The sequence below is a fragment of the Caballeronia sp. LZ033 genome (assembly GCF_031451265.1).
Lineage (GTDB): Bacteria > Pseudomonadota > Gammaproteobacteria > Burkholderiales > Burkholderiaceae > Caballeronia.
Genome location: NZ_JARUXQ010000003.1, coordinates 699,185 through 712,300 on the forward strand (window position 1 = coordinate 699,185; position 13,116 = coordinate 712,300).

The 13,116-nt window shown below is 65.0% G+C and carries 14 protein-coding genes; 10 read left to right on the forward strand and 4 right to left on the reverse strand.

Going from position 1 to position 13,116, the window contains the following annotated elements:
* Positions 1 to 2: 2 nt before the first annotated feature.
* The 4 genes from rfbA to QCE62_RS24375 all read left to right on the forward strand — a co-directional run bounded on the left by rfbA (position 3) and on the right by QCE62_RS24375 (position 3,451).
* On the forward strand, positions 3 to 896 hold the full coding sequence (rfbA, locus tag QCE62_RS24360; RefSeq protein ID WP_309924050.1) for a glucose-1-phosphate thymidylyltransferase RfbA: 894 nt from the start codon (positions 3 to 5) through the stop codon (positions 894 to 896).
* Positions 881 to 1,432, forward strand: a complete 552-nt coding sequence (rfbC, locus tag QCE62_RS24365) for a dTDP-4-dehydrorhamnose 3,5-epimerase (RefSeq protein ID WP_309816372.1) — start codon at positions 881 to 883, stop codon at positions 1,430 to 1,432. Before rfbA ends, rfbC begins: the two co-directional genes overlap by 16 nt.
* Positions 1,429 to 2,328, forward strand: a complete 900-nt coding sequence (gene rfbD, locus QCE62_RS24370) for a dTDP-4-dehydrorhamnose reductase (RefSeq protein WP_309924052.1) — start codon at positions 1,429 to 1,431, stop codon at positions 2,326 to 2,328. Before rfbC ends, rfbD begins: the two co-directional genes overlap by 4 nt.
* A gap of 139 nt (positions 2,329 to 2,467) precedes the next feature.
* Complete coding sequence (locus QCE62_RS24375) at positions 2,468 to 3,451, forward strand: LacI family DNA-binding transcriptional regulator (RefSeq protein WP_309924055.1); 984 nt, start codon at positions 2,468 to 2,470, stop codon at positions 3,449 to 3,451.
* 11 nt (positions 3,452 to 3,462) lie between these two features.
* Here QCE62_RS24375 and QCE62_RS24380 read toward each other — a convergent pair whose 3' ends face one another.
* Together QCE62_RS24380 and QCE62_RS24385 are read right to left on the reverse strand one after the other, a co-directional pair.
* A complete protein-coding gene (locus QCE62_RS24380) occupies positions 3,463 to 4,203 on the reverse strand; it encodes an enoyl-CoA hydratase/isomerase family protein (protein WP_309924057.1) in 741 nt (246 codons plus the stop codon).
* Between the two features lie 34 nt (positions 4,204 to 4,237).
* Positions 4,238 to 5,554, reverse strand: coding sequence for an MFS transporter (locus QCE62_RS24385; protein WP_309924059.1), 1,317 nt, complete (start codon positions 5,552 to 5,554; stop codon positions 4,238 to 4,240).
* Positions 5,555 to 5,825: 271 nt separating this feature from the next.
* Here QCE62_RS24385 and QCE62_RS24390 point away from each other — a divergent pair, with 271 nt between their 5' ends.
* A complete protein-coding gene (locus tag QCE62_RS24390; protein ID WP_309836317.1) occupies positions 5,826 to 6,704 on the forward strand; it encodes an isocitrate lyase/PEP mutase family protein in 879 nt (292 codons plus the stop codon).
* Between the two features lie 50 nt (positions 6,705 to 6,754).
* A complete protein-coding gene (locus tag QCE62_RS24395) occupies positions 6,755 to 7,543 on the forward strand; it encodes a carboxymuconolactone decarboxylase family protein (RefSeq protein ID WP_309924060.1) in 789 nt (262 codons plus the stop codon).
* Here QCE62_RS24395 and QCE62_RS24400 read toward each other — a convergent pair.
* Entirely contained in the window at positions 7,515 to 8,213 is a 699-nt protein-coding gene (locus tag QCE62_RS24400; protein ID WP_309924062.1) for a GntR family transcriptional regulator, read from the reverse strand. The two genes, QCE62_RS24395 and QCE62_RS24400, sit on opposite strands and share 29 nt — an antisense overlap.
* Positions 8,214 to 8,314: 101 nt before the next feature.
* Between QCE62_RS24400 and QCE62_RS24405 the strand changes: the two genes are divergently transcribed.
* The 3 genes from QCE62_RS24405 to QCE62_RS24415 are packed head-to-tail and all read left to right on the forward strand — an operon-like array spanning position 8,315 to position 12,046.
* A complete protein-coding gene (locus QCE62_RS24405; protein WP_309924064.1) occupies positions 8,315 to 9,625 on the forward strand; it encodes an MFS transporter in 1,311 nt (436 codons plus the stop codon).
* Between the two features lie 22 nt (positions 9,626 to 9,647).
* Entirely contained in the window at positions 9,648 to 10,604 is a 957-nt protein-coding gene (locus QCE62_RS24410) for a D-2-hydroxyacid dehydrogenase (protein WP_309925276.1), read from the forward strand.
* A 35-nt stretch (positions 10,605 to 10,639) separates the two neighbouring features.
* Entirely contained in the window at positions 10,640 to 12,046 is a 1,407-nt protein-coding gene (locus tag QCE62_RS24415; RefSeq protein ID WP_309924066.1) for an MFS transporter, read from the forward strand.
* Between the two features lie 25 nt (positions 12,047 to 12,071).
* Here the strand turns inward: QCE62_RS24415 and QCE62_RS24420 are convergent, their stop codons facing one another.
* On the reverse strand, positions 12,072 to 12,212 hold the full coding sequence (locus tag QCE62_RS24420; protein WP_309924069.1) for a hypothetical protein: 141 nt from the start codon (positions 12,210 to 12,212) through the stop codon (positions 12,072 to 12,074).
* Positions 12,213 to 12,244: 32 nt separating this feature from the next.
* On the opposite strand from QCE62_RS24420, the gene QCE62_RS24425 reads away from it, so the two are divergent.
* A partial coding sequence (locus tag QCE62_RS24425) for a DUF6531 domain-containing protein (protein ID WP_309924071.1) occupies positions 12,245 to 13,116 on the forward strand: 872 nt, incomplete at its 3' end.

Consider the following 13,116-nt stretch of genomic DNA (forward strand, 5'->3'; position numbering starts at 1 on the left):
CGATGGCGCGCAAAGGCATCATTCTCGCGGGCGGATCGGGCACCCGGCTCTATCCGATCACGCACGTCGTCTCGAAGCAGCTGCTGCCCGTGTACGACAAGCCGATGATCTACTACCCGCTGTCGACGCTGATGATCGCGGGCATCCGGGACGTGCTGATCATCTCCACGCCACAGGACACGTCGCGTTTCGAGACGATGCTCGGCGACGGCAGCCAGTGGGGCATGAACATCCAGTACGCGGTGCAGCCTTCGCCCGACGGGCTGGCGCAGGCGTTCCTGATCGGCCGCGAGTTCATCGGCAACGATCCCTGCGCGCTGATCCTCGGCGACAACATCTTCTACGGGCACGATCTCGCCAAGCTGCTGGAAAGCGCGAATGCGCGCACGGAAGGCGCCACGGTGTTCGCCTATCACGTGCATGATCCCGAACGTTACGGCGTGGTGGAATTCGATCGCGAGTTCCGCGCGCTGTCGATCGAAGAAAAGCCCGAAAAGCCGCGCTCCAACTATGCGGTGACGGGCCTGTACTTCTACGACAACAGCGTGTGCAACATCGCGGCGGACATCAAGCCTTCGGCGCGCGGCGAACTCGAAATCACCGACGTCAACTCGTGCTACTTGAACGACGGCAAGCTCACCGTGCAGATCATGGGGCGCGGCCACGCCTGGCTCGACACCGGCACGCATGATTCGCTGATCGAAGCCGCCACGTTCATCGCCACGTTGCAGAAGCGGCAGGCGCTGGTGGTGGCATGTCCGGAAGAGATTGCCTTCCGTCGCCGCTGGATTGACGAGGAAGCCTTGCTCGCACTCGCCCGGCCGCTCGCGAAGAACGCGTACGGACAATATCTGCTCAACCTACCGAAGGACCAAGTCGCATGGCCATCAGCGTAACCGCCACGGCATTGCCCGAAGTCAAGATCATCGAGCCGAAGGTCTTCGGTGACGCACGCGGCTTCTTCTACGAAAGCTTCAACGCCCGCGAATTTGGCGAGCTCGTGGCGCCCGGCGTCGAGTTCGTGCAGGACAATCACTCGCGCTCGGCTCGCGGCGTGCTGCGCGGCCTGCATTATCAGATCGAGCACGCGCAGGGCAAGCTCGTGCGCGTGGTGGAAGGCGAAGTGTTCGATGTCGCCGTCGATATCCGCAAGCATTCGCCGAATTTCGGCAAATGGGTGGGCGTGACGCTCTCGGAAGCGAACCATCGGCAATTGTGGGTGCCGCCGGGGTTTGCGCATGGTTTCGTGGTGCTGTCGGAGTCGGCCCAGTTTCTCTACAAGACCACCGACTACTGGTATCCGGAACACGAGCGCAGCCTCGTCTGGAACGACGAGACCATCGGCATCGAATGGCCCATCGACTTCGAGCCGATGCTCGCCGCGAAAGACCGCGACGGCAAGCGCCTCGCCGAAGCGGATTGCTACGCATGAGCGCGCCCGCCTTGCCCGCCATCCTGCTGACCGGCGTGAACGGTCAGGTCGGGTTTGAACTCGCGCGGACCTTGCAGGGTTTGGGACGCGTGGTGGCGCTGGATCGCCAGGCGCTCGACCTGCGCGATCTCGAGCGCGTGCGCAGCGTGCTGCGCGAGCTGCGGCCGGCGGTCGTCGTGAATCCCGCGGCCTATACGGCGGTGGATCGCGCGGAAGACGAGCGCGACGAAGCCCACCATCTCAATGCGGCCTTGCCCGCGACGCTCGCCGAGGAATGCGCCCGCACGAATGCCTGGCTCGTGCATTACTCGACGGACTACGTTTTCGACGGCGCGAAGGACACGCCCTATGTGGAATCCGACGCTGTCGCTCCGCTCAACGTCTATGGCGAAACCAAGCTCGCCGGGGAACAGGCGATTGCGGCAAGCGGCTGCCGGTATCTGATCCTGCGCACGAGCTGGGTCTATGGCGCACGCGGCGCGAACTTCATGCGCACCATCCTGCGGCTGGCGGAGCAGCGCCCGGAACTGACGATCGTCGCGGACCAGTTCGGCGCGCCGACCTGGAGCCGGACCATCGCCGAACTCAGCGCCGGCATGCTGAGCCAGATTGGCTACGCGGAACGCACCCGGCCCGGCTCGGCCGATGCGCTCAGCGGCCTCTATCACCTCACCAACGGCGGGCGCACGTCCTGGTGCGAGTTCGCCGGCGAGATCCTGCGCGTGTGGGGCAAGACGGAGCAGACGCGCGTGACGCCGATTCCGGCCAGCGCCTATCCGGTGAAAGCACCCCGTCCGGTCAACTCTTGTTTGTCCAACGCGAAGCTCGCGGCGGCCTTTGGCCTCGCCGCGCCCGACTGGCGGCACGCGCTCGAACTGTGCGCGCAGCAGACCTGATTCACGCCTGCATCGTCATCCAGTAACATGGCCGCACGGCGCACAGGGCGGCCGGTTCAGGCGCGGGCATGACCTCGTCGCGCGCCGCATCAGGAGCGAGATCAGGGTGGGAAGAAAAGGAGCGACTCAGGCGACCTCGATGAAAGACGTCGCGCGTCTCGCCGGCGTATCGACAATGACCGTCTCGCGCGCCATGCGCTCGCCGGGCAGCGTCTCGCCACACGTGCTGGAGAGCGTGCGCGCGGCCATCGAGGCGAGCGGCTATGTGCCGAACCGCATCGCGGGCAGCCTGTCGTCGAATCGCTCCACCGTGGTCGCGCTCGTCGTGCCGAGCCTGCGCAATGCGCTCTATGCCGAGACCATCAAGGGCATCTCCGAAGTGCTCACGCGCAACGGGCTGCATCTGATGATCTCGGACAGCGGACTCGATCTCGACGAAGAAGAGAAGCTCGTCGCCGAATACATCGCGATGCGTGTCTGCGGCGTGATCCTGCACAACACGAAGCACACGCCGCGCACCGTCACCATGCTGCGCAACAACGGCATCCCCTGCGTGGAGACCGGCAATCTCAGCGGCGACCCCATCGACATGGTGGTCAGCTACTCGAATCATGCCGCGGGCAAGGCCATGGCGCGGCATCTGCTCGAACTGGGCTATCGGCGTTTTGCGTTCGCGAGTCTCGCGGTGGCGGGCAGCGACCGGCTGCGTCAGCGACGCAACGGCTTTCTCGCGGAACTCAAGCGTGCGGGCGCCGGCATTGCGCCGGGGCTCGTGCTGGAAGTGGAGCCGGGACTGGAAAGCGGTTCACGCGCGCTGGCGCGTATCGTTGAACAGGAGCCTTCGGTGCAGGCCGTGTTCTTCGCCGGCGACGTGCTCGCCGCCGGCGCCGTGTTCGAATGTCAGCGGCGCGGCATCGCGGTGCCGGGACGTATCGCGGTGGCCGCATCCGATGACAACGAGCTGATGCAGAACATCGTGCCGCCCATCACCACGGTTGCATTTCCGCGCTATGAGATCGGCGTGCGCAGCGCGAGCATGATTGTCGCGCGGACCAAGGGGGTGACGCTGCCGGTGTCGAGCGTCGATGTCGGCTTCGAAGTGATCCAGCGCGGCAGTACCTGAGCGCGGTTGCTTTAACCGAGGCCGCTTTCGTCCATCGCTTTCAAGGCCGCGATCAACGCAAAGCGCGACTGCTCGACCGCCTCGTTCGGATTGCTGCAACGCGTGTTGTAGTAGAGATCGCGGCCAAGACTCACGATGTCGCGATTCCATTGCGCCGTGCAGCCCGCCAGTTCCACGGCATGCTCCAGCACGCTGTCCGCCGGCACGATCTCGTTGACGAGATGGAACTGCTGCGCCTCCGCCGCGCTCAGCAGCCGCGCGCGATACACCATGTCCCACAGCACCTTCTTCGGCAGACTGTCCTTCACGATGGCCAGCGCGAGAAACGGAAACAGTCCGTGCGCGATTTCCGGCAGACCGAAGGTCGCGCCTTCGTGCGTGACCGCGAGATCGCACGCGGTGAGCAGGCTGAAGCCGCCCGCATGCGTGTGGCCGTTGTTCGCGCAGACCAGCGGCTTGCCGACGCGCGTCATCGCCCGTTCCATGTCGCTGAACGCGCGCGCGAAGCCGAGCCGGCCTTCGCTCGTGCCGCCCGCGCTCATGTAGTCGCCGCCGGTGCAGAAGACTTCGCCGTGGCCTGTGAGCACGACGCCGCTCACCGACTTGTCGATGCGCGCCGCCTCGAACGCGCGCACGGCCTGCTCGGCCATGGCTTGCGTGACGCGATTGTTCTTGTCCGGCCTGCACATCGTGAGGATGCGGACGCTGCCGCGGTTTTCGATTTCGATCGTGCCTTGCTGCGCTGCATTCATGGCGGGTTTCCGTTTGAGTGGTCGATGAGAAGAGTCAGCCGCGCGCCTCGCGAAGCGCCTGCGCGGCGTCCTGCGTGTTCATATCCCGGCGATAGTGCCGGCTGACGACCGCAAGAATCAGCCACGCGATCACGCCATACGCGCCGATGGCCTGCAATCCGCCCGCCGTGCTGCCGGTCGCATCCTTGATGACGCCCACCACGTAGGGCGCGGCGAAGCCCGACAGGTTGCCGAGCGAGTTGATCGCCGCGAAGCCGATGGCCGCGACCGCCGGCCCGAGCAAGCCGGGCAGCAGCGCCCAGAAGACCGGCAATGCCGAGAACACGCCGAACGAAGCGAGGCACAGCAAGGCCAGCTTCAGCGCGGGCACGGCGACGAGCGTCGAGCCGACGAGCCCGATAATGCCGAGCGCCATCGGCAGCAAGACATGGAAGCGGCGTTCGCCATGACGGTCCGAGCGCCGGCTCCACCACATCATGCCGAATGCGCCGACGGCAAACGGAATCGCGGCGACGATGCCTACCTGCATCAGACTCAGATGGAACTCGCGCACGATCTGCGGCAGGAAGAAGCTCAGCCCGAAGTTGATGCCGACAATGCCGAAGTAAGCGGCCGCCAGCATCAGCACGAGCGGCCGTTTCACGATGTTGAGGAAGCCGTGCTCGTTGAACGCGACGCTGCGCGTGCGTTCCGCATTGAGCGTGGCATCGAGCCAGGCGCGTTCGTCGTCGGCGAGCCATTCGGCTTGCGCGGGGGAATCGCGCAGCACCTTCAGCACGACGGCCGCGAGCACGAGTGAAGGCAGTGCTTCGGCGATGAACATCAGTTGCCAGCCCTTCAGGCCGAAGACGCCGTCATGGCTCAGCAGCCATCCGGACAAAGGTGCGCCGAACACGCTGGCGAACGGCATCGCGGCCATGAACACGCCCACCACGCGGCCGCGATGACGCTCCGGCACCCAGTAGGTCAGGAACAGGATGACGCCCGGGAAGAAGCCCGCTTCGGCGGCACCGAGCAGCACGCGCACGATGTAGTAGCTCCATGGCCCGGTAATGAACGCCGTGGCCCCTGACAGGATGCCCCACGTGAGCATGATGCGCGCGATCCAGCGGCGCGCGCCCACGCGTTCGAGCGCGAGATTCGACGGCACCTCGAAGAAGAAGTAGCCGATGAAGAACAGTCCTGCACCCAGGCCAAACACGGTGGAGGAAAACTTGAGATCCGCACTCATGGTCAGCGCGGCGAAACCGACGTTGACGCGATCGAGGAATGAGATCACGAAACAGATGATGAGCAAGGGCACGAAGCGGCGCGTGACCCGGCGCATGGTTCGCGATTCGATGTCGGACATGGGTGTGTCTCCTGGAGCGGCCGGGTGGTTTTGGTCCTGGTCTGTGCATGCATTATCTTGAGCGAGCAGGGCTTGCGAGGAATAGGGGAATACCCTTCGCGCTGGTCTCAGGCATCCCGATTTGAGCCTTCAAACTATTGATAATTAACGATAAAACAAGATTCGTGCTGATGTGATATCGATATCAAATAATCACCTTGAGGCCTTGCTTCCTGTGATGAGTTATCGATATCATGAAACCTCGTCATTCACGCAAGCAGGGGAGAAGACCTTGAACCGTTCCGCCCAATTCCGCGAGTTGCTCAAATCCCCGCCGTTCGTGTGCCTGGGCGCACACGACGCCGTCACCGCCATGCTGGCCGAACAGGCCGGCGCGAAGGCCATCTATGTGAGCGGCTTCGCGGCGTCCGCCATCGTCGCCGGGCAGCCCGACGTGGGCCAGCTCACGCAGACGGAAATGTTCGATCACATCCGCCGCATCTGCCGCGTGACCAAGGTGCCGGTCTTCGCCGATGCCGACACCGGTTACGGCGGCGTGCTCGACTGCCAGCGCACCATCAAGCTGTGGGAAGAAGCAGGTGCGTCGGTGCTGCATCTGGAAGATCAGGCGGTGCCGAAGAAGTGCGGTCACTTCGCGGGCAAGCAGCTGGTGCCGAAGGAAGAGATGCAGCAGAAGCTCGCCGCGATGCTGGCCGCGCGCACGGATCCGAATTTCTTCATCGTCGCGCGCACCGATGCGATCGCGGTGACGGGTCTGAACGACGCCATCGAGCGGCTCGAATCGTATGCCGCGATCGGCGCGGACGGCCTGTATGCCGATGCGCCTGAAAGCATCGACCAGATGCGCGAACTGATCCGCCGCCTGAAGCCGCTCGGCAAGCCGATCCTGTTCAACATGGCGCGTTCGGGCAAGAGCCCGTACCTGTCGTTAAAGGAAGTGCACGAGATCGGTTTCGACTACGCGCTGTGCCCGATCGAACCCATGTTCGCGATGCACAAGGCCGTGAAGGAAATGATGGAGATCTTCATGCGCGAAGGATCCACCAATGCGGTGGCGGATCGCCTGACCTCGTTCGAGGATTTCAACAAGTTTGTCGGCCTCGACAAGGCCGTCGCGGAAGAGGCGCGCTACGCGAACATCGGCCGCTGAGCTTGCGGCGATGCCGGGCGCAGCCATGTCCTGCCAAGCCTGGAGGAGACATGCACATCAAGGACCGCATCAGGCATTTTGCCGCGCAGGGCGGGACCTGGAACGCCTCGCTCGATGCGCTCGCGGACGCCGCGCCCGAGTTCATCGACGCGTGGCTCGACTTCGCGGGCAAGCCGCTGCGGCACGGGCCGCTTGCGCCGAAGACCAAGGCGCTGATCGGTCTCGCGCTCAATGCGGCGATGACGCATCTGCACGAGGACGGCATCCGCGAACACTTGCGCCGGGCGCTGGACCATGGCGCGACGCGCGAGGAACTGGTGGAGGTGCTGCAACTGGTCAGCGTGATGGCCGTGCATGCGTGCACGCTCGGCGTGCCGATCCTCGCCGAATGCCTGGCGCTCGATCCGCATCAGGCCGACGAACTGCAACGCAGCGACGCACGCCGCGACGCGTTGCGTGCGGAGTTCGAGGCCAAGCGCGGCTACTGGAATCCGCTGTGGGAAACGCTGCTTGCGCTCGATCCGGAGTACTTCAAGGCTTTCATCGATTTTTCGGCGGCGCCGTGGTTGTCGGGCGCGCTGGAGCCGAAGGTCAAGGAGTTCGTGTATATCGCGGTGGCGGTATCGGCGACGCATCAGTTCGCGCCGGGTACGCGCATCCACATGAAGAACGCACTGGGGTATGGCGCAAGCGCGGCTGAACTGCTGGAAGTGATGCAGCTGGCCAGCGCGATGGGCATTCAGAGCTTCACGGTGGCGTGGCCCTTGCTCGACGAAGCCATCGCGGAGCATGCGGCGGCGGGGGACGCGCTCAGACCTGATCGAGGCGAAAGTCCCTGAGCGTGGCGAGCTGCTTCTGCACGCCGCGCGCGCGGTGTTCGCGAAACAGGCGTTGCGCGGTATCGGCATCGGCGCGGGCGAGCGCTGCAACGATCTCGCGATGTTCGCCCGCCGATGCATGCGGTTTCGGCCCGAGCTTCAGCGTGATGAAACGCACGCGATGAATCTGGTCCCAGTACTTGCGCACGATCTGCTCGAGCCGCGCGTTGCCGCACAGCTTGAGGAGATGAAGGTGGAAGGCTTCGTCGGCGGCGGCCCAGGCTTCGAGGTCGTCCTTCGCGAGCGCGCGGTCCATGGCGACGCACGCGCGTTCGAGCGCTTGCAGATCCTTCGCGGCGGGCTTGCTCACGGCGACGAGTTCCGCGGCGGTCGCTTCGAGGCTGGTGAGGATCTGATAGATCTCGCGCATGTCCGCGACCGACACCGGCAACACGCGCATGCCGCGACGCGGAACGAGTTCGACGAGGCCTTCGTCTCGCAGACGCACCATCGCCTCGCGAACCGGCGTGCGGCTCACGCCGAAGGCTTCGGCGAGCTCCTGTTCGGTGGCGTAGGCGCCGGGGCGCAGCGCGTTGTCGAGAATGCGCGCGCGGATCTGCGTGAAGACGGTATCGGAAGAGGTGGTGCGTGAAGAAGGGACGGCGGTCTCGTTCGCTGGAGTCTTCGGCATGGAGGTCGCTCGATGATGATGCGCGCTGTCGCGGGCGTGCCAGGCTGAACGCATTATAGCCAGCGTGTTCACGCTGCATGACGATGTTCAAGGAGACCTGCATGGATGAACTCGAAGTCCGCACCATGCGCCGGGTGCTGCGGCGTTATGTGCCGCTGTTGATCGTGTGCTTCGTCGTGTCGTTTCTCGACCGCGTGAACATCGGCTTCGCCGCGCTGACGATGAATCGTGCGCTCGGCTTTTCGGCGACGACCTTCGGCATCGGCGCGGGCCTGTTCTTCATCGGCTATGTGATTTTCGAGGTGCCGTCGAACCTGATTCTCGAACGGGTCGGTGCGCGCCGCTGGATTGCGCGGATCATGCTGACCTGGGGCGTGCTGTCGGCCTGCATGGCCTTCGTGCAGGGACCGGCGAGCTTCTTCACGCTGCGCGTGCTGCTCGGCATCGCCGAGGCGGGCTTCTTTCCCGGCATCATGCTGTACTTCACGTACTGGATTCCGGGCGCGTGGCGCGCGCGGGTCGTGAGCGTCTTCATGGCCGCGATGCCGTTCGCCAATGTGTTCGGCTCGCTGTTGTCGGGCTGGCTGCTCGGACTCGACGGCGTGTTCGGCCTGCACGGCTGGCAACTGATGTTCATCGCGGAGGGCTTGCCCGCCGTGCTGCTCGCGTTCGCCGTGCTCGCCGTGTTGCGCGATACGCCCGCGCAGGCGCAGTGGCTCGCGCCGGACGAACGCGCGTGGCTCGCGAACACCATCGCCGCCGAACGCGCCCGCGTGCCCGCCGCGCGACACGGCGGCTGGAGCGCGGTGCGCAACCCGGTGATCGTGGCGCTGGCGCTGGCCTACTTCGGCATCAATCTGTCGATCTTCGGACTGAGCTTCTTCCTGCCGCAGATCGTCCGCGAGTTTCATCTGAGCCTGAGCATGGTCGGCGTGGTTGCGGCCATCCCGTTCTTCATCGCCGGCTTCGGCATGATGTGGTGGGGCAGACGTTCCGACCGTCACGACGAACGCCGCTTCCACGTGCTGCTGCCGATGGCGCTCGCCGTCATCGGACTGGGCGGCTCGACGCTTGCAGCCGCTCCGGTTCTCAAGCTTGGCTTTCTCTGTCTTGCTGCGTTCGGCACCTTCTCGGCGGTGGCGATCTTCTGGTCCACCTTGCCGTTGCTGCTCGGACCTGCGGTCGCGGCCATCGGCTTCGGCGCGATCAACTCGTTCGGCAATCTCGCGGGCTTCACCGCGCCCTATGCGATCGGCGTCGTGAAGGACGCCACCGGTCATTTCGACGCGGGCATCCAGTTGATCGCGCTATACGGCTGCTTTGCGCTTGCGGCGCTGGCGTGGGCCATGCGCGGCCGGCACGGCCGGACCGGAAACGATGCGAACGAACTCGCCGCCACCGAGCGTCCCTGATCCACGAACCTCAATGACATCGATGAACATCGTCTTTCTCGACCGCGCCACCCTCGCTCCACAGACCCGCCTGCGCCGGCCGGATTTTGCGCACACATGGCGCGAGTATCCGGCGACGGCCGCGCACGAAGTGGCCGAACGCATTCGCGATGCGGACATCGTCATCACGAACAAGGCGCCGATCAGCGCGGCCGCGCTCGAACACGCGCCGCGCGTGAAGCTGGTGGCGGTGGCGGCGACCGGCACGAACGTCATCGACCTGGAGGCGTGCAAGGCGCGCGGCATCGCCGTCTCGAACATTCGCGACTATGCGCGGCATACGGTGCCCGAACATACCTTCGCGCTGATCTTCGCGTTGCGGCGCAGTCTGGTTGCGTATCGCGAGTCGGTGCGCGCGGGCCGCTGGGAAGCGAGCGGCCAGTTCTGTTTCTTCGATCATCCGATCCGCGACCTCGCCGGTTCGACGCTCGGCGTCATCGGCGACGGCGCGCTCGGTCGCGCGGTGGCCGCGCTGGGGCAAGCGCTCGGAATGCGCGTGCTGATGTCGGCGCACAAGGGCCGCGAGGGCATGGGTTCGCTGTACACGCCGTTCGACACGGTGCTGCGCACGAGCGATGTCATCACGCTGCACTGCCCGCTCACGCCCGCGACGCGCAACCTGATCGACACGCCTGAGTTCGCCGCGATGGAGCGCCGCCCGCTGCTCATCAACACGGCGCGCGGCGGGCTCGTCAACGAGCATGCGCTGGGGCCGGCGCTGCGGGACGGGCGGATTGCCGGCGCCGGCTTTGACGTCGCGACGTCCGAGCCGCTCGCCGCCGATCACCCGTTCCGCGCCTTGCTCGACCTGCCGAACTTCATCCTGACGCCGCACGTTGCGTGGGCCAGCGAGGAGGCCGTGCAGGCGCTGGCGGACCAGTTGACCGGCAACCTCGAAGCGTTCGCGCGCGGTGCGCCGCGCAACCTCGTCATCGTCTGACCATCGTCTGACAAACATCGTTTCCGGAGACCGACATGCAGGCTGACACCCGTATCGGCGCACGCCTCGACAGCGTGCCGCTGTCCCGCTATCACTGGAAGTTGCTCGCGTTGATTGCAGCGGGCATGTATTTCGATTCGTTCGATATCTACATTGCCGGCACTGTGCTCGCCGCGATGATCAAGAGCGGCGAGTCCACGCTGCAACTCAACGCGACCTTCGTCTCGGTGACCTTCATCGGCATGATGGCGGGCGCGTGGCTGTCCGGCGTGATGGGCGACCGCTACGGACGACGCTTCTGCTATCAGTTCAATCTGCTGATCTACGGTCTTGCTTCCATTGCGGCGGCGCTCGCGCCCTCGATGACCTGGCTGATCTTCTTCCGGCTCGTGATGGGTATCGGGATGGGCGCGGAGATCGTGGTTGGCTACGGCACGCTGAGCGAGTTCATTCCGCCTGCGTGGCGCGGCCGCTTCGGCACCATCGTCAATCTCATCATCAACTCGTCGCTGTTTCTCTCGACGCTGCTCGGCTGGATGATCGTGCCGCATTACGGCTGGCGCTGGATGTTCGCGATTGCCGGCGTGGGCGCGCTGGTCGCGTGGTTCCTGCGCAAGCGGATGCCGGAATCACCGCGCTGGCTGGCGTCGAAAGGGCGTGAGCGCGAGGCGCTGGCGGTGGTCGAGTCGATCGAGGCTGCTTGCGGGGTGACGTCTTCTGTGTCGCCTTCTGTGTCGTCTCCGGTTGCGCGCGAGAGCGTGCCTGAGGCGAGCAGCCGTCTCCGCGACCTGTTCGCGCCCGGCATGCGTGCGCGCACCATCAGCGCGATCACCGTACTCGTGGTGCAGTTCGTCGCGCAGTTCGCGTTTGTCAGCTGGATCCCGACTTTTCTCGTCAAGGAAGGCCACACGATTTCCAGTTCGCTCGGGCTGACGGCCATCATGTTCGCGGGCGGACCGGTTGGATCGCTCATTGCCTTTCTGCTGACGGAGCGCATCGGGCGCAAGTGGGGCATCGTCGCGTTCTCGCTGATCTGCGCGGCGCTCGGCGTCGGCTATCCGTTCGCGCAATCCGAATTCGTGATCGCCGTGCTGGGGTTTGCGATTACCGCGTGTCTTTATGTGTTGTCGTCGTTCACGATCGCCAGCTATGTGCCGGAGCTGTTTCCCACTGCTTTGCGGCTGCGTGGCACGGGGCTCGCGAATACCATCGGGCGCGCGGTCAGCATCGCGTTGCCTTATGCCGTGGCGGCGGCGTATGCGGGCACGGGCATCGCGGGCGTGCTGACGCTGATCGTCGGGACGCTGCTGGCGCAGGCGTTGATCGTCGGGATGTTCGGGCCGGAGACGAAGAACCGGTCGCTCGAGGCTATCTCGGTGGGGACGGAGGAAGGGGCGCGGGAGCGTGGGGAGGGGGTGGGCGCGTTTGAGCGGGGGAGGTGAGGGGCTGGGAGTTTTCAGACTTTAATCATTCCGTTGCAGGGCTGGATGCAGCAGGCTCGATAGCTTCGATCAACGAGGCTTCGAGCGCATGATGCGGACAGGGCACCTTATCCTTCTGGTTGACCATTACCGGATCGATCTCAAGCTGAACATGGCGGAAATCCATGTTCAGCAGCCAATCGGCAGGGAAGAAGCCTGATGGGCATGCTGGCGGTCACGCACCTGACGCCCGTCGTCGGCGTGGACGTGCATCTGATTCAGACGCCTGCGGGCGTCGTCATGCCCCTGCCGCATCCGCATGTGGGCTTCGTGCTCGATCCGATGGAATACCTGTCGACGCTGCCGGAAGGTGTCGGCAGCATGGTGTCGATGGGCATGGTGGCGATGAGTGCGGGAGCCATCGTCAAGCTTGGGATGCGCAGTGTGAGCGCGGCGGCAGTCGCGGCCGGTGCGATGGGTGTTGCGGTGACCGCCGGCGGTGGGGGTGGTCCGATCTGGATCAATGGCCTGATGCGCTCGACCGCCGGCACGCAGACCATGCATATGCCCGGCCTGCATTTTCCAATTGGCGGCGTGTTCACCGGGTCCGATGCGCCCAAGCCCGCGGGTAACGGCGAAGCCGTCCTCGGCAGCATGACCGTGCAGGCCAATGGCGATCCGATGGCCTATGCGGTGCTGCCGGCGTTGACGTGCTGGTTCGCAGGGATGCTCTCGTTGTCGCACAACAGCGAGCACACGCGGCGTGGAAGCATATCGTTGCCGACTTCCGTGATGCTGCCGATTCCGGCATCCCGCCCCGTACTCGTCGGTGGACCGCCCGTGCCCAGCATCGCGGCGCTCGCGGGCATGGCGATGCGTGCAGCCTTCTCCCATGGCCTGTCCAAACCTTCGCGTGCCTGCCACGTGTCCAGGGCGATTCAGGATCGCGTGGGCAACGGACGATGGGGCAACTTCGTCAGTCTGGTCGCCAGATGGGTCTTTGGCGAACCGGTCAACGGCATCACGGGTGAGGTCGTGGTGCAGCAGCACGATTTCACCGTGCCGGGACGGCTGCCGCTCGTGTGGAACCG